Below are 19,536 nucleotides of genomic sequence, written 5' to 3'. Positions count from 1 at the left end.
TTACCAGCGTGGAATGGTGGTCGTCACATCCGCATTCTGCGCGCGCTGGCGCAGGAAGTGATCCATCAGCACGATCGCCAGCATCGCTTCTGCGATCGGCACCGCGCGGATCCCCACGCACGGATCGTGACGCCCTTTGGTGATCATCTCAACTTCATCGCCAGCGCGGTTAATCGTGTGGCCCGGGACGGTAATGCTGGACGTTGGTTTCAGCGCAATATTGGCAATAATTTGCTGCCCGCTGCTGATGCCGCCCAGAATGCCGCCCGCATGGTTACTCTGGAAACCCGCCTTCGTGATTTCGTCGCGGTTCTGGCTGCCGCGAAGCTTGACCACGTCAAAACCGTCGCCGATTTCGACGCCTTTCACCGCGTTGATGCTCATCAGCGCGTGGGCGATGTCGGCGTCAAGGCGGTCAAATACCGGCTCGCCCCAGCCAGCCGGCACGCTGTCGGCCACCACGGTGACTTTCGCACCAATGGAGTCGCCCTCTTTTTTCAGGCCACGCATCAGCTCATCCAGCGCGTCCAGCTTGTCGGCATCGGCGCAGAAGAACGGGTTGAGCTCTACCTGATCCCAGTCTTTGATTGCCAGCGGAATGTCGCCCATCTGGGACAGACAGCCGCGGATAACGATGCCGAATTTCTGCTGGAGATATTTTTTGGCAATTGCCCCTGCCGCCACGCGCATCGCGGTTTCACGCGCGGAAGAACGCCCGCCGCCGCGATAGTCGCGAAAGCCATATTTTTGTTCGTAGGTATAGTCGGCGTGACCAGGACGGAAAACGTCCTTAATCGCGCCGTAGTCCTGAGAACGCTGATCGGTGTTTTCAATCAGCAGACCAATGCTGGTCCCTGTGGTACGGCCTTCAAATACGCCGGAGAGAATTTTGACCTGGTCCGGCTCGCGACGCTGCGTGGTGTAGCGAGAGGTACCCGGACGACGACGGTCAAGGTCATGCTGTAAATCGGCTTCGGTCAGTTCGATGCCTGGCGGGACGCCATCAACGATACAACCCAGTGCCAGACCGTGCGACTCGCCAAAGGTGGTCACACGGAATACCTGTCCAATACTGTTTCCTGCCATCACGGCTCCGATGTTGTTGTTTGTGTTTGAGCGTTGTGAAACGGGCCGAAGCCCGCTGGATTAATCTTTGTAAATGCTGAAGTATTCGCGTGCATCAAGCAGTTGCGCCTTGGTCAGCATAAAGACGCCGTCACCGCCGTTGTCGAACTCAAGCCAGGTGAACGGCACATCCGGGTACTGCTCTATCAGATGTACCATGCTGTTGCCTACTTCACAAATCAGAACGCCGTCGTCGGTCAGATAATCCGGCGCGCACGCCAGGATGCGGCGGGTCAGCTTCAGCCCGTCAGAACCTGACGCCAGGCCCAGCTCCGGCTCGTGACGATACTCGTTCGGCAGGTCGGACATATCTTCTGCATCCACGTACGGCGGATTGGTGACGATCAGGTCGTATTGCAGCGTCGGCAGGTCGCGGAACAGGTCAGAGCGGATAGGCGTGACGTGATGAATCAGCCCGTGCTCTTCAATGTTGTGTTCGGTGACGGCCAGCGCGTCGGTGGAGATATCGACAGCGTCCACTTCTGCTTCCGGGAAGGCGTACGCGCAGGCAATGGCGATGCAGCCGCTGCCGGTGCACATATCAAGAATGTGCTGCGGCTGATGGTTAATCAGGCCGTCAAAATGGTTGTTGATCAGCTCGCCAATCGGCGAACGCGGCACCAGCACGCGCTCATCAACGTAGAATTCGTGGCCGCAGAACCAGGCTTTGTTGGTCAGGTAAGCCACCGGAATGCGCTCGTTTACGCGACGGATCACGCGCTCAACGATGCGGTGTTTTTCACTGGAGGTCAGGCGCGCGGTGCGCATGTCTTCCGGAATATCCAGCGGCAGGTAGAGAGACGGCAGCACCAGCTGCACGGCCTCATCCCACGGGTTGTCGGTACCGTGTCCGTACCAGATATTGGCGGCGCTGAAGCGGCTAACCGACCAGCGCAACATGTCCTGTATGGTATGCAGCTCGTTTACTGCTTCATCGACAAAAATTTTATCCACTCTTTCCTCCAGGGCATGCTCGCATAATTTTCGGCGGCTAGTTTGCCATGAAGACGGCGATAAATCAGCAATGACGCGTACCGCTTGAGGTTAAAAAATGCGTTTAGTCGGGTACACTATCGGAAATACGAGATGAGAATGACGAATGAAAAAGAAAACATCGCTCAGCGAGGAGGATCAGGCTCTATTCCGCCAGCTGATGACCGGGACGCATCAAATCACGCACGACACCATTGTCCATCGCCCGCAGCGTAAAAAAGTCAGCGAGGTACCGGTCAAACGGTTGCTCCAGGAGCAGGCCGATAACAGCCACTATTTTTCAGATGAGTTTCAGCCGCTGCTAAATACCCAGGGTGCGGTGAAATACGTGCGCGAAGACGTCAGCCATTTTGAACTGAAAAAATTACGCCGGGGAGATTACTCGCCGGAGCTGTTCCTCGATCTGCATGGGTTGACCCAGATGCAGGCGAAACAGGAGCTGGGGGCGTTGATCGCGGCATGTCGTCGCGAGCATGTTTTTTGCGCCTGCGTGATGCACGGCCACGGCAAACATATTCTTAAGCAACAGACACCGCTGTGGCTGGCTCAGCATCCACACGTGATGGCTTTTCATCAGGCGCCAAAAGAGTACGGCGGAGATGCCGCATTGCTGGTATTGATTGAGGTCGAGGAGTGGCAGCCGCCAGAATTGCCCTGACAGGATGGCGGGAGGCACGCTGCACCCCGCCATATCGCACGTCACGTCAGATGGCTTTTGCCATCTTCAGGTTGCACGGACTCATTTGCCAGTTAAAGACCCCTTTGCCGGTTTCGTCGAGGGTGACGTTGGCAATGGCGGACGTTGTGAACATCGGTGGCGTTTCGCCCGGGCACAGCTCAGATACCAGATAGCCGACCAGCGGCAGGTGGGAAATGACCAGTGCGGAAGCGACACCTTCATTGCACAGCGCCTGAAGGTAAGCACTGACAAGGCCAACATCGCCACACGGCGTGAGTTCAGGGAGAACATCCACACTGGATGGCAGGTTCATACACTCTCCTACCACATCCAGCGTCTGTTCTGCCCGCAGGAACGGACTCACCAGAACGCGTTCAATGTCCACTTTTTGACCTTTAAGCCATGTCGCCATCTGACGGGATTCGTCGCAGCCACAGACGGTTAAAGGACGTACTGAGTCACTGGCGGCATCGAGTGCCGCGTCGCCGTGACGCATGATAAAAACTTGCATATTGCACCGCTTTTGTTAACCAGAATCACCGGCGTTAACTACCCGCGATTAATGCTCTGAGGTAGAAAACCCGATGGCCGGGCATTGTGCCTGAACCATTCGGTGAATGAAACGCTGTTTTTTACCTCAATGGCGTAAGTATAGTCAATCTCTGTTTACAATTTCGCCAGAACAGGTTCCATCACCTCAGGATTTACCCTTCTTTGACTTCAGTTTACGCAATCAGTTTCCCTTGCGGGCCAGAATGTCTGACCCCGTTCCGCCATCTGCAATAATTCGTCACAAGGTGTAAACCGTGGACCATATTGCGAGGCCAGACGTTGCAGGATCGCAACCACTTCACCCGCCCCGAGGGTATCCATATACCGGAACGGACCGCCAAGGAATGGCGGAAAACCGATACCAAACACGGCGCCGATATCGCCGTCGCGCGCGCTTTTGATCACCTGCTCACCAAAGCAGCGCGCCGCTTCATTGAGCATCATCATCACGCAGCGCTCAGCACACTGAACCGCCGACAGTTTTCCCTGACCCGTGACAGGAATAAGCGCATAAACCGAAGGGTCGACCTGTTTCTTGCTTTTACGCCCTTTCACGGCGTAAAGATAGAAACCGCGTTCATTTTTTCTGCCTTTGCGATCGTCCTTCAAAATTGCGGAAACAAAGTTTGCAGGCGGCGCAAAACGATCGCCATAAGCCGCTTCCAGCACAGGGATAATTTTAGTCCCTGTATCAATTCCTACTTCATCCAAAAGTTGGATTGGGCCGACGGGGAAACCAAACTTCACCAGAGCGTCATCGACGTGCTCAATTTTCTCCCCTTCCGTCAGCAACCGCATCGCTTCGTTAATGTAAGGCGCCAGAATGCGGTTGACGTAGAAGCCGGCTTTGTCCGCGACCACAATCGGGGTTTTGCCCTGTTTTTTCGCCAGCTTCACCACGGTGGCAATAGTTTGCGGGCTGGTTGTGGCATGTGGAATAACCTCCACCAGCGGCATTTTTTCGACAGGGCTGAAATAGTGCAGCCCTATCACCTGCTCCGGGCGCACGGCTTTCGCCGCGATGTCGCCGATCGGCAAAGACGAGGTGTTTGACGCGAAAATGGTGTGCGGCGCGCAATGCTGTTCAACGTCCGCCACCATCTGCTGCTTAAGGGCGAGATCTTCGAACACGGCTTCAATCACCAGATCGCGGTGTGCAAACCCACTATAGTCGGTGGCGCCAGTGATCATCGCGAGGGTTTTATCACGCTCACTGGCCTTGATATGGCGGCGTTTCACTTTGCGATCAAGGTTCTGCCAGCTGTACTGCAACGCGTGGTTGATACCCTTAGGGTTGATATCTTTGATACGTACGGGCAATTTGCCTTTGCTGGCGGTGACAAATGCGATGCCGCCGCCCATCAGCCCACCACCCAGAACGCCAACGGCACGCAGCGGAGCCGGTTCAGCTTCACTGCCCGGATCTTTTTTAACCCCCGTGCTGGCAAAGAAAATGCCGCGCAGCGCCTGCGACTGCGGCGTCATCGCCAGCTCGCCAAAGGCTTTCGCTTCCGCAGCATAACCGCTGCTGCTGCCCTGCGATAAACCGGTTTCAATCACCTTCAGAATGCGCGTCGCTGCCGGATAGTTCCCTTTGGTTTTTTGCTCGGTTTTTTTACCCACCATATTGAACAGCAGCGTGCGCCCCAGCGGCCCGGCGAGGATACGCTCGCGCACCGGCAGAGGGCGTTTCGCCTGACGACCTTTCAGCGCCCGCTCAACGGCGGCCTCAAGCAAGATGGCGTGCGGAACGACCTCATCAACCAGACCCGCCTTTAACGCCTGACGGGCGCGCAGCTGTTTACCGGTTAAAATCATCTCCAGCGCCGTACTGACGCCCACCAGACGCGGCAGGCGCTGCGTGCCACCTGAACCGGGCAGCAATCCAAGCTGTACCTCCGGCAGTCCGAGTACGGTTTTCGCATCGTCGGTACAAATTCGGCTGTGACAGGCCAGCGCCAGCTCAAGCCCACCGCCCAGGCAGGCCCCGTGGATCGCAGCGACAACGGGTATCGACAGCGCATGGATCTCCGCCATTACCTGCTGCCCCTGACGGGCCAGGTCTTCTGCTTCCTGAGCGCTTTTCGCCCGGGCAATCATGTTGATATCGGCCCCGGCAATAAAGTTATCCGGCTTTGCCGAGATAAATACCAGGCCACGTATCGCTTTGTTTTCGCGGATCTGTCTGAGCATCGCACGCACCTGAACGCCAAACTCGGCCTTCAGGGTGTTCATCTTTTCGTCGGGTACATCAATGGTGATAACAGCCACGTTATCAAGGCGAACAGCCAGATTAAATGCAGATGTCGTTTCCATTATTCAGCCTCCAGAACCATTGCTGCACCCAGGCCGCCCGCCGCACAGGCGGTAACGAGACCAAAACCGCCGCCGCGGCGACGCAGCTCGTGCAAAGTCTGAGTTATCATTCTCGCGCCGGTCGCCGCAAATGGATGGCCGTAGGCGATGGATCCGCCAAGCACGTTAAACTTACTCTGATCCACTTCGCCGGTCGCGTGGGCGCGGCCCAGTACATCGCGCGCGAAGCGCTCGCTTGCCAGCAGCTGAATGTTTGCCAGGGTTTGTGCGGCAAAGGCTTCGTGCATATCGATCAGGGTTAAGTCAGCCAGCGTCAACCCCGCACGCTCCAGCGCCAGCGGCGTGGACCAGGCCGGACCGAGCAGCATGTCCTGCCAGACATCAATGGCGGTAAAGGCGTAGCTACGCAAATAGCCCAGCGGTGTTATGCCAAGCTCTTTCGCCCGGGATTCCGTCATCAGGATCACGGCGGCGGCACCGTCCGTCAGTGGCGTACTGTTGGCCGCCGTAACGGTGCCATGTTTACGATCAAACGCCGGGCGCAGTTTTGCGTAATCCTCCAGCGTCGAGGTGCCACGGATATTGTTATCTTCCACCAGCGGTTCGCGGAAAGGCGGGATGTAAGCCGTCATCACCTCGTCGGCAAGTTTGCCTTCCGACCACGCCTTCGCAGCGAGCTGATGCGAGCGATGCGCCAGTGCATCCTGCTGTTCGCGGGTAATACCGTAGGTTTTTGCCATCTGCTCGGCAGTGTCGCCCATACGCAGGCCGGTGGAGTATTCAGCAACGGCAGGTGGCACGGGCATGAGGTCGCGCAGACGTAAACGCGAGAAGAGTTTGAGCTTCGCACCGGTGGTCCGGGCTTTATTGGCGTCCACGAGGATGCGGGCCAGCTGTTTGCTAACACCGATGGGCAGCACGGAGGAGGAATCCGCGCCGCCGGCGATCCCCGCGCGAATGGTCCCCGCCATCAGGCTTTCCGCCACGTTCGCCACCGCCTGGAAACTGGTGGCGCAGGCGCGGCTGACGCTGTATGCGTCGGTGTGAACATTCATGCCGGTGCCCAGCACGATTTCACGTGCGATATTGGGCGCTTCCGGCATTTGCACCACCTGGCCGAAAACCAGTTGCTCAATAACCTCTGGCGGGATCTCGCTGCGAGCCAGCATCTCCCCCACCACCATTTTTCCCAGATCGACAGCCGGTATACCGTGAAACGCGGTTGCCTGACGCGCAAACGGCGTACGTAACCCGCTGACAATGGCAATGCGGTCACCGTGTCGGGTGATAAGCGGTAATGCCTGACTCATAACACTCCCCTGTAAAAAAATTTTGCGCACACATTAAGTGGTCTGACCTGATAATAGTCTTAACTATTTTTTTACATTGAGCCAATCGGGGAAGCGAAAAATTGCGAGCTAAGGCACAGAGAAGAAAAAGAAAATGCCCCTGCATGGCAGAGGCATTTGTGAGATTTGTTGCCGGGTTGCGGCGTTGCCTTACCCGGCCTACACGATCGTAGGCCCGTGCAAAAAGTATTAACGCAGGCCCAGCTGGAAGATCAGCGTTTCTGCTTCGCAGGCGAACACAAAGTCGATATCCAGCCGCACGCCGCCTTCCACTTCCGTGAAGGTGGATTTGATTTCACACGGATCGGATTCAACTTCACGCGCGCGCTGGCTCAGCGCGGCCAGCGTCTCTTCCGCTTCAGCGCGGTTAGGGAATACGCGGCTGTAAGAGGCGGTGCAATCGGTGTTGTCCATAATGGTGCCAACATCCATACAGCAGCAAACCGGGGTTTCATCAGCACTGCATTTACTCATAGCTCAATTTCCTCTGTATTCGCGCAGGGCGCGAGATAAACACGATGCGTCTATTTTACGCCCCCGGACGAGCCCCCTCCAGCCGTTAATGGCGCAAAATCGGATAAGTGAGCAATATCACACTAAAAAATGATCTAAAACAAAATTCCCCTTTTCAGAGGAATCGCACTGGTCACAATTTTGCCAACCAGATCTCGTTTCAAGAAACATATCTGAAAATATTAATAAACAAACTTGCAACATCCCAGCTGGTCAGACCTATACTCTCGCCACTGGTCTGATTTGTAAGTCATACCTCAGACCCTACACTTCGCGCTCCTGTTACGGTATGTAACAATTATTGAATAAAAATAACTCAATGAGGTTATGGTCATGAGCCAGAAAACCCTGTTCAAACAAACTGCTTTAGCAGTTGCAGTGGCAATCGTCTCAACGTCCGCCTGGTCAGCGGGCTTCCAGTTAAACGAATTTTCTTCCTCTGGCCTTGGCCGTGCGTATTCCGGGGAAGGTGCGATTGCCGATGACGCAGGCAACGCGAGTCGTAACCCGGCACTGATCATGATGTTTGATCGCCCTACCTTCTCTGCCGGTGCGGTTTACATCGATCCTGATGTCAATATTTCTGGCAAATCTCAGTTCACCGGCGCAGATCTGAAGGCGGATAACATTGCGCCGACCGCGTGGGTGCCTAACCTGCACTTTGTTGCGCCAATCAATGAACAGTTTGGTTGGGGTGCCTCTGTCACCTCTAACTATGGCCTGGCAACGGAGTTCAATAACAACTATCCGGCCGGGGAATACGGCGGTAAAACCGACCTGACGACCCTGAACCTCAACCTGAGCGGCGCATATCGTCTGAACGATAACTGGAGCTTTGGTCTGGGCTTTGATGCTGTCTACGCCGATGCAAAAATCGAGCGTTACTCCGGGGAGCAAACTGCTGCACTGCCGAAAAACAGCAATAAAATTGCCAGCCTGAAAGGTGATGAATGGGGTTACGGCTGGAACGCCGGTATCCTGTATGAACTGGATAAAAACAACCGCTGGGGTCTGACCTATCGCTCAGAAGTGAAAATTGATTTCGATGGCGATTACAAAAGCGGCATCCTGAGCCCAGTCAACGGTATGGTCCCAGGCGCGGGCACCACCATTCCATGGGGTACCTCGAATCAAACCGTACCGGGTTCACTGTCGCTGCATCTGCCAGAAATGTGGGAAGTGTCAGGTTATAACCGCGTTGCGCCGCAGTGGGCAATTCACTACAGCCTCGCGTATACCAGCTGGAGCCAGTTCGAGGAGCTTAAAGCCACCGGCAGCAACGGCCAGACGCTGTTCTATAAAGACGAAAGCTTCCACGATGCATACCGTATCGCGCTTGGTACGACCTATTATATGGATGATAACTGGACGTTCCGTACCGGCGTGGCATTTGATGACAGCCCGGTACCGGCCGATAAACGTTCTATCTCCATTCCGGATCAGGACCGTTTCTGGGTGAGTGCGGGGGCAACCTACGCGTTCAACGAGAATGCCTCTATCGACGCGGGCGTGTCGTACATGCATGGCCAGAAGGTGACCTTCCAGGAAGGCCCGTACGAGTTTACCTCTGAAGGTAAAGCCTGGCTGTTTGGTACCAACTTCAACTACGCGTTCTAATCCCAACACGATTAAAAAAGGTGAGCATTGCTCACCTTTTTTATTTATTCCGAATCGATATCTTTTAATTCGTTCTCGATGGCTTTCGCGTTCGGATTATCTTCCGGCTTCAGCTTACCGCCGTTGGCAATAAAGTCATGGTTCTGGAAGTAGGCCTCGCGGACCATGATGTACGGATCGGAAGACTGACGCAGCAGACCATCAGAATCCAGCAGTTGCGCACGCGTTTCAATTCCTTCCACGGTCCATTTACCAATCGACAGCGGCCAGGTGAGCCATGACAGTACAGGATACAGCGTATCCACCATGTCGCCGCCATCATCACGCACGGTAAAGCTGCCGTAGAATGGCAGGTGCACATACGGACCATAACCTACGCCATAGTGACCCAGCGTGCTGCCGAAACGGTGCGGCTGTTCACGCTGTAATTTCGGGTTCGCCATGCCTGCGACATCAATTAAGCCGCCCATACCCAGCAGGGAGTTCAGGAAGAAGCGGGTGAAATGCACCATCCCCTGATACGGGTCGCCCTGAAGGAAGTAGTTGACCATAACCGCTGGCTCTTCCAGGTTACTGGTAAAGTTGCTCAGCCCGTTACGCGCCGGCTGCGGAACATAGTCACGCCATGCCACGGCAACCGGACGAACCAGATATGGATCCAGCACATTATAGTTAAAGCTGTACATTGAACGGTTAAATCCTTCGAGAGGATCGGAGCGTCCCGTTTGCTCGCCAGAGCTGGCGCAGCCCGCAAGCATTGTTACGCCCAGCGCAAGCGCCGACAGCCGAAGCTTCATAAATTTCTCCCTGTTCAATATGGCTATCGTTGAATGCCATCTGTGACGGAGCCTGAGATGCTCCGCCTGAAACGTGCAAGTGATTGTAACAGCACGCTTACCGATGTCTACGAGGACAATGACGACCCGCTCGCGTCATCACGCTAATTTCAGCATAGCCTGTCTTTCGGAATTCGTTTCGCTGGCAATTTTATATTGGCTTTGAAAGAGATGTCTCACCTTTATTGCCATTTTCAGCAATTTAAGAGCATCCCCACGGGGAAAGCGCTAAAAGCCGCTACGCTTAAATGAGCAATTACCCCGAAGGAGCTGTTATGAAAGACATTAGCGAAGAGAAAATTGGTGAAAGCAAAGAGGAACATGAGATTGAAAGCGAGGAGAAAGACCGGGGAGAAGAGATAGAAGTCGATGAAGATCGCCTGCCGTCGCGCGCCATGGCTATTCATGAGCATATTCGCCAGGACGGGGAAAAAGAGATGGAGCGCGACGCGATGGCCCTGCTGTGGTCAGCCATTGCAGCCGGTCTGTCGATGGGTGCCTCTCTGCTCGCCAAAGGGATATTTCACGTTCAGCTGGAAGGCGTACCGGGCGGGTTTTTGCTGGAAAATTTAGGCTACACGTTCGGCTTTATTATCGTCATTATGGCGCGACAGCAGCTTTTTACGGAGAATACCGTCACTGCCGTACTGCCCGTCATGCAAAATCCGACCCTCGGTAATTTCGGTTTACTGATGCGCCTGTGGAGCGTCGTGCTGCTGGGGAACCTGATCGGTACGGGCATAGCCGCCTGGGCGTTCGAGTATATGCCAATATTTGATGAACCGACCCGCGACGCATTTGTGAAAATTGGCATGGATGTGATGAAAAACACGCCGGTTGAAATGTTCTCTAATGCCATAATTTCCGGCTGGATCATCGCCACTATGGTCTGGATGTTCCCGTCAGCGGGCAGCGCGAAAATCGTGGTGATTATCCTGATGACCTGGCTTATCGCACTCGCCGATACCACGCACATTGTTGTCGGAACCGTGGAGATCCTTTATCTGGTATTTAACGGCACACTCCACTGGAGCGACTTTTTCTGGCCGTTCGCCCTGCCAACCCTCGCAGGCAATATTTGTGGCGGGACCTTTATCTTTGCGCTGCTGAGCCATGCGCAAATCCGTAACGACATGTCCAACAAGCGTAAGGCCGAGCTTAAGGCTCAGGAAAAAAAGGATAAAACTGCCGAAAAATCGGCGTGAACGGTGACTCTTTGACCAGTCAGGCGGCAATGCGCTTAACGAAAAGTGTAAATAACGCTATACTCTTGCCGCTTCGTCCCCTTAGTTAAATGGATATAACGAGCCCCTCCTAAGGGCTAGTTGCAGGTTCGATTCCTGCAGGGGACACTTCTGTCTTTCCTTACGCCCCCTTCCAAAGCTCCACGCAGTTTCGGCCACGCCGTTTCGCGCCGTATAAGGCTTCATCCGCCGCCTGAATCAATCGCTCGTAATCGGGATGCCCGTTGAACATCGCAACGCCTATCGAGAGGGAGAGCGGGATAATATCGCCGGTTGGGGAGTTAACCTTGATTTTTTCCACCCGCCTGCGGATACGCTCGGCAATTCGCAGCGCGTCCACCTCTGAGATTTCCGTTAGCACAATCAGAAATTCATCGCCGCCGTAGCGAAAAACGTAATCACAGGTTCGCACGTTGTCGTAGAACGCGCCGGAGACTTTTCGCAGGATCTCGTCCCCGGTATTGTGCCCCCAGGTATCATTGATTTGTTTAAATTTGTCGACGTCAATCAGCAGCGTCGAGAGCTTTGTTCCCGCCCGGGTGGCGTGCAGGATTTCGCGTTTGAAGATGGTTGGCAGGAAACGGCGATTCAACAGGCGGGTCAGGACATCAACCCCCACCTCGTGTCGCGACACTTCGTCAAACAGTTCGCGCAAAAGCGTGATGATTTGCGAGAGGGTATTACGCATTCGCTGCAAGAATTTATCCCGCTGCGCTTTATCACTCAGACCCTGCCCTGCAAGACGGACCTCGTTAAAAAGGTCATCGAATTCCTGAATCAGACGAGAGATATGACCGGCCTCAGCGATCCCGCTGAAGTAGTGCCGACCTTTATGGCTAAACCACAGTCCAAATTCAGACTGCCCCAGCGGCAGACTGTTGCCGATACTGGAATTAAGCGTGATCTTATACAGAAGCACCATTTCCCATGACAGCAGCGCCGCGGTCTGTCTCTCCTTCTCCTCTTCTGCGTTCTCCATTAAGGAAAAGATGCGATAATTTTCGTCCTCTTTCGCCGCATTGTTCTCGCTAAATACATAGGCCCGCGACATCACTTCCATGGCCAGATCGATACTGTTTATCGCGTAGTGATAAATATGCAGCTTCAACTCAGGCGAATGGGCGCTGGTAGTAATGACAGGCAACAGCAGCTTTTTCAGAACGCGGAAGCCCATTTCAACTAAATCAACCGAAACACCAATACGGGCATGAACATCCGCAGCGCGCTGCTGCGCCCGCATCTGCTCTTCAACCTGCTCCACACGGCATGAGAGCACATCAATAAGCCAGCGACGAAGCGCCTCCTGAAGCTGCCTCTCCACCTGTTCGGTGGTCAGGAATTCAGCTGCCGATGGATCTGCCAGCACAACACGATAGAATTCAGCGACCAGGGGAGTTGCGTTGTCTCTGGCAAGCTCAGTCGCAAGCCGATGCACATCGGGATCGGTTTCATTAATCAGCTTCACCCACTCTTCTTTCACCGTTTGCAGGTAGGTTTCCATGGTCTGCACCTTCAGGAGACATGCGGGAACGCAGATTTAACAATAGCAAAATCAAACCACTCCGCAATTGCCGCTTTTTTAAACAAAAACGAGTGATGGCTCATAATGTATAACGGTGCTACATTATGCCGCCCACCCAAGTCAGCAATGGCCAGGCAACGTCGTAAAGAACGGTAAAGCCTGCAACCATGACCTCGTCCTACGGTCTCAATGGCACGTGGTATCGCGAAGTCTGCGCTACCTTCACAGGCTTTACAAAGGTTCCACTATTTTGTCTCAATCCAAATTTCAGCGGGCGTTTTTGCACCCGCGCTACTGGTTTACATGGTTCGGCCTTGGCGTACTTTGGCTGCTGGTTCAACTTCCATATCCCGTGATCCGTTTCCTGGGTTCTAAGCTCGGCAGCGCATCGCGTTACTTTCTTAAGCGTCGTGAATCCATTGCCCGAAAAAATCTCGAACTGTGCTTTCCGCATTACAATGCGCGGCAGCGCGAAACGCTGATTGCGGAAAACTTTAAATCTATCGGTATGGCGCTGCTTGAAACCGGTATGGCCTGGTTCTGGCCAGACGAGCGTGTCCGTAAATGGTTTGACGTGGAAGGCCTGGATAACCTGAAACGTGCCCAGATGCAAAACCGCGGCGTGATGGTTGTGGGTGTGCATTTTATGTCGCTTGAGCTGGGCGGCCGCGTTATGGGTCTTTGTCAGCCAATGATGGCAACCTATCGCCCGCATAACAGCGCGCTGATGGAATGGGTACAAACGCGGGGCCGCATGCGTTCAAATAAGGCGATGATCAGCCGTAACAATCTGCGCGGTATGGTTGGCGCCCTGAAAAAAGGGGAAGCCGTCTGGTTTGCCCCGGATCAGGACTACGGTCCTAAAGGCAGCAGTTTTGCCCCTTTCTTTGCGGTTAAAGATGTCGCTACGACGAACGGTACCTTTGTGATTTCACGTCTCTCAGGCGCCGCGATGTTGACGGTGACCATGGTCAGAAAAGCGGATAAGTCAGGCTATCGTCTGCATATCTCCCCAGAGATGGCGAACTATCCTGAAGATGAGAGTGAAGCCGCGACCTTTATCAATAAGGTGATTGAGTTTGAAATTATGCGTGCGCCTGAGCAGTATCTGTGGATGCACCGCCGCTTTAAAACCCGTCCCCTGGGCGAAGCCTCACTCTATATCTGACCCCTTTCGAAGGTTAGTTTCGCTAAGAAACTAACCTTTTCAAACACCTGTAATCGCAGTGCGTAACGGCTTTTTTCGACCGTCGCTCAACAGGCATTTATTGCGTACCGAAATCAAACTGTCGCCGTTCCACGACACTCGTAAGTGTAGGAAATTATTTAAAAAAATGCCTCTTGTCACTCCTGAAATTTAGGCGTACATTAGCGCCGTCTGGCGACAGGAAAGCACAGAATTCAGAGCTGAAGTTAGCGACGTCACGGGATAATTCCGATTTCCCCTTTCGCATGATTTCAACTCTCTATACTCAGTTGGACTCTGTTTTTTTAATGCGTACCGGAAGATACGCGGAGCGATGAAACGTGAAATATTTCTTTATGGGCATTTCGGTTATTGTTTTAGTTTGGGCCGGAACGTTTGCTCTGATGATCTAGTTAAGAAAATGCAGTCAAAAAAACAGGCGCCGTTGGCGCCTGTTTTTTTTGTTGTCCGTTACGACTCGGGTTGTTCCGCAACGCTCTTCGCTGCAAGCAGGCCATCCGCGCGGAACATGCTTTTAATGCCCCGCACTGCCTGACGGATACGGTCGCTGTTTTCAATCAGCGCGAAACGCACATGCGTGTCACCGTAGTCACCAAAGCCAATGCCTGGAGAGACGCAAACCTTCGCGTCCTGAAGCAGTTTTTTAGCAAATTCCAGAGAACCCATCGCCGCATACGGCTCAGGGATTTTCGCCCAGACGTACATAGAGGCTTTAGGCATTTCCACCATCCAGCCTGCTTCATGAAGCCCTTTTACCAGCACATCACGGCGGCGTTTGTACTGAGCGGCAATATCGAGCACGCATTGCTGATCCCCTTCCAGCGCCGCGATGGCCGCGACCTGTAACGGCGTAAAGGTGCCATAGTCATGGTAGCTTTTAATACGCGCCAGGGCGCTCACCAGCGTTTTGTTTCCCACCATAAAACCAATTCGCCAGCCCGCCATGTTGTAGCTTTTCGACAGGGTGAAAAACTCAACCGCCACATCGCGGGCACCGGGTACCTGCATAATTGACGGCGCTTTCCAGCCATCATAAACGATATCGGCGTAGGCGAGATCGTGTACCACCAGCACGTCGTAACGCTTAGCCAGCGCGACCACTTTCTCGAAGAATTCGAGTTCAACGCATTGTGCCGTTGGGTTTGACGGGAAACCGAGGATCATCATTTTCGGCTTCGGATAGCTTTCACGAATCGCCCGTTCCAGCTCGTTAAAGAAGTCGACGCCTTCCACCAGCGGGACAGAACGCACCTGCGCGCCGGCAATCACCGCCCCATAGATGTGAATCGGGTAGCTCGGATTCGGCACCAGTACGGTATCGCCGTGATCCAGCGTCGCCAGCATCAGGTGGGCCAGCCCCTCTTTGGAGCCAATGGTCACAATCGCTTCACTTTCAGGATCGATATCGACCTGATAACGATCCTGATACCAGCGGGAGATCGCCCGACGTAAGCGTGGAATGCCGCGTGAGGTGGAATACCCATGGGTATCAGGACGCTGCGCAACCGTGCAGAGTTTCTCAACGATATGCGGCGGCGTTGGGCCGTCAGGGTTACCCATACTGAAATCGATAATGTCTTCGCCGCGCCGACGCGCAGCCATTTTCAGTTCAGCAGTGATATTAAAAACATAAGGGGGGAGACGATCGATACGCGTAAAACGGCGTTCAGGACTGAATTCAGCCATAGATTCCTCAGAGTCACGTTAGCGCCCGGACCGTCCGAGCGACGCTGCCACCCGTGTGGCGTGCTTAGAAAATAACCTGAAGAAAAAGACGCTGTCGAGAGGATAACGGCAAAACAATATTTTGCGCTAAAACGGGAATGTGATTGCAGTGAAAAGCGGAACTCTTATCGCGAACAGGCAGTTTTAAGCGCTACGATTTAACACAATATTTTCAGTATCGTTACCTGACGTTTCTCCCCAAACGGAAAAGCACCGGCTTTCAGTCAAAAGCCAGCAATCCCCTTTGAGAATTATGGTTTTTCCCCATTTGATAAATCTGATGGATAGCTGGTCATCAGGCCCTATGTTTTCTATCATAGATTTTTCCCGTTTTCCCAGGCCTGACCGTGCACGAAATCTTCAATATGCTCCTGGCGGTGTTCGACCGCGCGGCATTAATGCTGATCTGTCTCTTTTTCCTTATCCGCATCCGCTTGTTCCGCGAACTGTTGCATAAATCTGCCCATTCGCCAAAAGAGCTGCTGGCCGTCACGTTTATCTTTTCGATGTTTGCCCTGTTCAGCACCTGGTCCGGGGTGCCGGTAGAAGGCTCGCTGGTGAACGTGCGCATCATCGCCGTCATGTCGGGCGGGATCCTCTTTGGTCCCTGGGTAGGGATTATCACAGGCATCATCGCCGGCACCCATCGATACCTGATTGATATTGGCGGCGTGACGGCAGTCCCCTGCTTTATCACCAGCATTATTGCCGGGCTGCTCTCGGGCTGGATTAACCGCAAAATCCCGAAAAAGCAGCACTGGCGTGCAGGGATTATCGCGGGGATGGTCTGCGAAACGCTGACCATGATCCTGGTCATCGTCTGGGCGCCAACCGTTGCGCTGGGGCTGGATATCGTCTCGAAGATCGGTATTCCTATGATCCTCGGGAGCGTCTGTATCGGTTTTATCGTGCTGCTGGTGCAAAGCGTGGAGGGCGAAAAAGAGGCCAGCGCCGCGCGTCAGGCCAAGCTGGCGCTGGATATCGCCAACAAGACGCTGCCGCTTTTCCGACACGTTAACGCCGAATCTTTACGTCAGGTTTGCGATATCATCCGCCGTGATATTCACGCCGATGCGGTCGCCATCACCAATATTGACCACGTGCTGGCTTACGTTGGCGTCGGGGAGCACAATTATCGCGACAGCGACGATACCATCAGTCCGACCACCAGACAGGCGATTAACTACGGAAAAATCATCATTAAAAACAATGATGAAGCCCACCGGACGCCAGAGATCCACTCAATGCTGGTGATCCCGCTGTGGGAAAAAGGCGTGGTCACGGGGACGCTGAAAATTTACTACTGCCATGCGCACCAAATCACCTCTTCGCTCCAGGAGATGGCGATTGGCCTGTCGCAGATTATCTCCACTCAACTTGAGGTTTCGCGTGCAGAGCAGCTGCGCGAGATGGCAAATAAGGCAGAGCTGCGCGCCCTGCAAAGCAAGATCAATCCCCATTTCCTGTTTAACGCGCTGAACGCTATCTCCTCTTCCATCCGTCTGAATCCGGATACCGCGCGGCAGCTGATATTTAATCTGTCGCGCTATCTGCGCTACAACATTGAGCTAAATGACGACGAGCAGATCGACATCAAAAAAGAGCTGTATCAAATCAAGGATTACATCGCCATCGAGCAGGCACGCTTTGGCGATAAGCTCACGGTCATTTACGATATTGATGAAGAGGTCAGCTGCGTGATCCCAAGCCTGCTGATCCAGCCTCTGGTGGAAAACGCCATTGTTCACGGTATTCAGCCGTGTAAAGGCAAAGGCGTAGTAACGATTAGCGTGACGGAAAGCGGTAACCGCGTGCGCATCGCCGTGCGCGATACCGGGCACGGCATCGATCCGAAAGTCATCGAGCGCGTCAAATCAAACGAAATGCCAGGCAACAAGATCGGACTGCTGAATGTGCATCACCGGGTCAAACTGCTGTACGGTGACGGGCTGCATATTCACCGTCTTGAGCCGGGCACCGAAATTGCCTTTTATGTTCCGAATGAGCGAACGCCCGTGAATGCCCCGATATCCTTGTTGCCGTAGGCCGGAGTAACAGATGAAAGTCATCATCGTAGAAGATGAATTTCTGGCTCAACAGGAGTTGAGCTGGCTTATCAAAACCCACAGCCAGATGGAGATTGTTGGCTGTTTTGAGGATGGTCTGGACGTGCTGAAATTTTTACAGCATAACCGGGTCGACGCGATATTCCTCGATATTAATATTCCGTCGCTGGACGGCGTCCTGCTGGCGCAAAATATCAATCAGTTCGCCCACAAGCCGTTTATTGTGTTTGTCACCGCGTGGAAAGAGCATGCCGTGGAAGCCTTCGAGCTTGAGGCGTTTGACTATATTCTGAAGCCGTACCAGGAGTCGCGTATTATCAGCATGCTGCATAAGCTGGAAGCCGCGTGGCAGCAGCAAGCATTACCCGCCAGTGCCAGCCCGGTAGCGCGGGAAAACGACACGATTAATCTGGTGAAGGACGAACGGATCATCGTCACGCCTGTCGACGATATTTACTATGCCGAAGCGCATGAAAAAATGACGTTTGTCTATACGCGGCGTGAATCCTACGTCATGGCGATGAACATCACCGAATTCTGCAATAAACTCCCGGCCGCTCACTTCTTCCGCTGCCACCGCTCGTTCTGCGTCAACCTGAACAAGATCCGCGAAATCGAACCCTGGTTTAATAACACCTATATTTTGCGGCTGAAGGATCTGGATTTTCAGGTGCCGGTAAGCCGCAGCAGAGTGAAAGAGTTCCGCCAGCTCATGCACCTGTAGCGCGTTCCCTCTCCCGCAGGAGAGGGGAATGAGCATCAGAGGATCTGACCCAGTACCTGACGCAGATGCGCCCCGGAGCCCAGTAAGCCTGGGTTGTCGTGGACAATCAGGTAAACAGGAATGTCCTGGACATAGCTCCTGAAGCGGCCTTTGTCTTCGAAACCGCCACGGAAGCCGGAGGCGGTAAAGAAATCGAGGAAGCGCGGCACGATCCCGCCCGCAATATAGACCCCGCCAAAGGTGCCAAGGTTCAGCGCCAGGTTGCCGCCAAAACGCCCCATGATGACGCAGAACAGCGACAAAGCACGGCGACAGTCAATACAGCTGTCGGCCAGCGCGCGTTCGGTCACATCTTTAGGTTGCAGATTTTCCGGCAGACGACCGTCTGATTTTACAATCGCCCGATACAGGTTCACCAGGCCCGGACCAGAAAGCACCCGCTCGGCCGACACGTGCCCAATCTCAGCGCGTAGCTCCTCAAGAATAATGCCCTCTTCTTCGCTGTTCGGCGCAAAATCCACGTGACCGCCTTCGCCCGGCAGGCTGACCCAGCGTTTGTCGACGTGGACCAGGTGCGCCACCCCCAGGCCGGTGCCTGCGCCGTAAACGGCAATCGGTTTGCCTTCAACCGGGGCCGTACCGCCGAACTGAATCAGATGCTCTGGTTTAAGCATTGGGATAGCCATGGAAACCGCAGTGAAGTCGTTGATAATTTCAAGGTGCGAGAAGCCGAGGTTTTTCCGCATTTCGGCAATTGAGAAGGCCCACGTATGGTTGGTCATCGCCACCCAGTCGCCGGTGATCGGACAGGCGATAGCGATAGAACCGTCTTCAACGCTCACTTTATGCTCTTCCAGATAGACGCGAACCACCGCTTCCAGGCTTGGGTAATCCAGCCCTGAATAGGTTTTCGCCTGAGAAATTTCACCGCTGTTCACATCGCACAGGGCAAGGCGCGCGTTGGTGCCGCCTACATCACCTACCAAAGCATACTTTGTCATTCTTCTACTGCTCCGCTAAAGTCAGAATAAATCTTTGGGACACTGTAAATTCAAGGCGTGATAACAA

The 19,536-nt window shown here is 54.0% G+C and carries 17 protein-coding genes and 1 tRNA gene; 8 read left to right on the top strand and 10 right to left on the bottom strand.

Features of this window, described 5'->3' with window-relative positions; translation table 11 throughout:
* Both aroC and prmB read right to left on the bottom strand, forming a co-directional pair.
* Complete coding sequence (gene aroC / locus H2Z33_RS15540) at positions 1–1,086, bottom strand: chorismate synthase (RefSeq protein ID WP_063134547.1); 1,086 nt, start codon at positions 1,084–1,086, stop codon at positions 1–3.
* A gap of 60 nt (positions 1,087–1,146) precedes the next feature.
* Entirely contained in the window at positions 1,147–2,079 is a 933-nt protein-coding gene (gene prmB, locus H2Z33_RS15535; RefSeq protein ID WP_003861381.1) for a 50S ribosomal protein L3 N(5)-glutamine methyltransferase, read from the bottom strand.
* Positions 2,080–2,224: 145 nt separating this feature from the next.
* Between prmB and smrB the strand changes: the two genes are divergently transcribed.
* Complete coding sequence (smrB, locus tag H2Z33_RS15530) at positions 2,225–2,776, top strand: endonuclease SmrB (RefSeq protein WP_063134548.1); 552 nt, start codon at positions 2,225–2,227, stop codon at positions 2,774–2,776.
* Positions 2,777–2,822: 46 nt separating this feature from the next.
* Here the strand turns inward: smrB and sixA are convergent, their stop codons facing one another.
* The 4 genes from sixA to H2Z33_RS15510 all read right to left on the bottom strand — a co-directional run bounded on the left by sixA (position 2,823) and on the right by H2Z33_RS15510 (position 7,488).
* Positions 2,823–3,308, bottom strand: coding sequence for a phosphohistidine phosphatase SixA (gene sixA / locus H2Z33_RS15525; protein ID WP_003861375.1), 486 nt, complete (start codon positions 3,306–3,308; stop codon positions 2,823–2,825).
* 209 nt (positions 3,309–3,517) lie between these two features.
* Positions 3,518–5,665, bottom strand: coding sequence for a fatty acid oxidation complex subunit alpha FadJ (gene fadJ, locus H2Z33_RS15520; RefSeq protein WP_062938269.1), 2,148 nt, complete (start codon positions 5,663–5,665; stop codon positions 3,518–3,520).
* Positions 5,665–6,975 carry an acetyl-CoA C-acyltransferase FadI gene (gene fadI / locus H2Z33_RS15515; protein ID WP_017692982.1) on the bottom strand — a complete coding sequence of 437 codons (1,311 nt, stop codon included), beginning with the start codon at positions 6,973–6,975 and terminating at the stop codon, positions 5,665–5,667. Before fadI ends, fadJ begins: the two co-directional genes overlap by 1 nt.
* 228 nt (positions 6,976–7,203) lie before the next feature.
* Positions 7,204–7,488: a YfcZ/YiiS family protein gene (locus tag H2Z33_RS15510; protein ID WP_017383455.1), complete on the bottom strand. Its 285-nt coding sequence runs from the start codon at positions 7,486–7,488 to the stop codon at positions 7,204–7,206.
* A 372-nt stretch (positions 7,489–7,860) separates the two neighbouring features.
* Here H2Z33_RS15510 and fadL point away from each other — a divergent pair, with 372 nt between their 5' ends.
* On the top strand, positions 7,861–9,144 hold the full coding sequence (fadL, locus tag H2Z33_RS15505) for a long-chain fatty acid transporter FadL (protein ID WP_032102746.1): 1,284 nt from the start codon (positions 7,861–7,863) through the stop codon (positions 9,142–9,144).
* Positions 9,145–9,188: 44 nt separating this feature from the next.
* On the opposite strand, the gene mlaA is transcribed toward fadL, so the two are convergent.
* Complete coding sequence (mlaA, locus tag H2Z33_RS15500; RefSeq protein ID WP_198091802.1) at positions 9,189–9,941, bottom strand: phospholipid-binding lipoprotein MlaA; 753 nt, start codon at positions 9,939–9,941, stop codon at positions 9,189–9,191.
* A gap of 314 nt (positions 9,942–10,255) precedes the next feature.
* Between mlaA and H2Z33_RS15495 the strand changes: the two genes are divergently transcribed.
* A complete protein-coding gene (locus H2Z33_RS15495) occupies positions 10,256–11,185 on the top strand; it encodes a formate/nitrite transporter family protein (RefSeq protein ID WP_017383457.1) in 930 nt (309 codons plus the stop codon).
* Positions 11,186–11,260: 75 nt separating this feature from the next.
* Positions 11,261–11,332: transfer RNA gene (locus H2Z33_RS15490), tRNA-Arg, on the top strand.
* Between the two features lie 13 nt (positions 11,333–11,345).
* Here the strand turns inward: H2Z33_RS15490 and H2Z33_RS15485 are convergent.
* The gene (locus tag H2Z33_RS15485) at positions 11,346–12,725 is read right to left on the bottom strand and encodes a diguanylate cyclase (RefSeq protein ID WP_063867070.1); all 1,380 of its coding nucleotides are present in this window, start codon (positions 12,723–12,725) and stop codon (positions 11,346–11,348) included.
* A gap of 268 nt (positions 12,726–12,993) precedes the next feature.
* Here H2Z33_RS15485 and lpxP point away from each other — a divergent pair, with 268 nt between their 5' ends.
* Both lpxP and ypdK read left to right on the top strand, forming a co-directional pair.
* Complete coding sequence (gene lpxP, locus H2Z33_RS15480; protein WP_086524742.1) at positions 12,994–13,914, top strand: kdo(2)-lipid IV(A) palmitoleoyltransferase; 921 nt, start codon at positions 12,994–12,996, stop codon at positions 13,912–13,914.
* 359 nt (positions 13,915–14,273) lie between these two features.
* Positions 14,274–14,345 (top strand): membrane protein YpdK, encoded by a 72-nt coding sequence (gene ypdK / locus H2Z33_RS15475; RefSeq protein WP_099458937.1) that lies wholly within the window; start codon positions 14,274–14,276, stop codon positions 14,343–14,345.
* Between the two features lie 58 nt (positions 14,346–14,403).
* Here ypdK and alaC read toward each other — a convergent pair whose 3' ends face one another.
* Complete coding sequence (gene alaC / locus H2Z33_RS15470; protein ID WP_017383460.1) at positions 14,404–15,639, bottom strand: alanine transaminase; 1,236 nt, start codon at positions 15,637–15,639, stop codon at positions 14,404–14,406.
* A 386-nt stretch (positions 15,640–16,025) separates the two neighbouring features.
* Here alaC and H2Z33_RS15465 point away from each other — a divergent pair, with 386 nt between their 5' ends.
* Positions 16,026–17,723 (top strand): sensor histidine kinase, encoded by a 1,698-nt coding sequence (locus tag H2Z33_RS15465; protein WP_032619300.1) that lies wholly within the window; start codon positions 16,026–16,028, stop codon positions 17,721–17,723.
* 13 nt (positions 17,724–17,736) lie between these two features.
* The gene (locus tag H2Z33_RS15460; protein WP_015572237.1) at positions 17,737–18,468 is read left to right on the top strand and encodes a LytR/AlgR family response regulator transcription factor; all 732 of its coding nucleotides are present in this window, start codon (positions 17,737–17,739) and stop codon (positions 18,466–18,468) included.
* 35 nt (positions 18,469–18,503) lie between these two features.
* On the opposite strand, the gene glk is transcribed toward H2Z33_RS15460, so the two are convergent.
* Positions 18,504–19,469 (bottom strand): glucokinase, encoded by a 966-nt coding sequence (gene glk / locus H2Z33_RS15455; RefSeq protein ID WP_063134550.1) that lies wholly within the window; start codon positions 19,467–19,469, stop codon positions 18,504–18,506.
* Between the last annotated feature and the right edge of the window lie 67 nt (positions 19,470–19,536).

Source organism: Enterobacter sp. YSU, assembly GCF_016082135.1.
GTDB lineage: Bacteria > Pseudomonadota > Gammaproteobacteria > Enterobacterales > Enterobacteriaceae > Enterobacter > Enterobacter hormaechei_C.
Note: the sequence above shows the minus strand (reverse complement) of the source record. Positions and strands in the feature narration are given on the sequence as shown.

Coding starts and splice junctions, on each gene's coding strand:
- aroC (WP_063134547.1), bottom strand. CDS start 1,086: ATGGCAGGAAACAGTATTGGACAGGTATTCCGTGTGACCACCTTTGGC.
- smrB (WP_063134548.1), top strand. CDS start 2,225: ATGAAAAAGAAAACATCGCTCAGCGAGGAGGATCAGGCTCTATTCCGC.
- sixA (WP_003861375.1), bottom strand. CDS start 3,308: ATGCAAGTTTTTATCATGCGTCACGGCGACGCGGCACTCGATGCCGCC.
- fadJ (WP_062938269.1), bottom strand. CDS start 5,665: ATGGAAACGACATCTGCATTTAATCTGGCTGTTCGCCTTGATAACGTG.
- fadI (WP_017692982.1), bottom strand. CDS start 6,975: ATGAGTCAGGCATTACCGCTTATCACCCGACACGGTGACCGCATTGCC.
- H2Z33_RS15510 (WP_017383455.1), bottom strand. CDS start 7,488: ATGAGTAAATGCAGTGCTGATGAAACCCCGGTTTGCTGCTGTATGGAT.
- fadL (WP_032102746.1), top strand. CDS start 7,861: ATGAGCCAGAAAACCCTGTTCAAACAAACTGCTTTAGCAGTTGCAGTG.
- mlaA (WP_198091802.1), bottom strand. CDS start 9,941: ATGAAGCTTCGGCTGTCGGCGCTTGCGCTGGGCGTAACAATGCTTGCG.
- H2Z33_RS15495 (WP_017383457.1), top strand. CDS start 10,256: ATGAAAGACATTAGCGAAGAGAAAATTGGTGAAAGCAAAGAGGAACAT.
- H2Z33_RS15485 (WP_063867070.1), bottom strand. CDS start 12,725: ATGGAAACCTACCTGCAAACGGTGAAAGAAGAGTGGGTGAAGCTGATT.
- alaC (WP_017383460.1), bottom strand. CDS start 15,639: ATGGCTGAATTCAGTCCTGAACGCCGTTTTACGCGTATCGATCGTCTC.
- H2Z33_RS15460 (WP_015572237.1), top strand. CDS start 17,737: ATGAAAGTCATCATCGTAGAAGATGAATTTCTGGCTCAACAGGAGTTG.
- glk (WP_063134550.1), bottom strand. CDS start 19,469: ATGACAAAGTATGCTTTGGTAGGTGATGTAGGCGGCACCAACGCGCGC.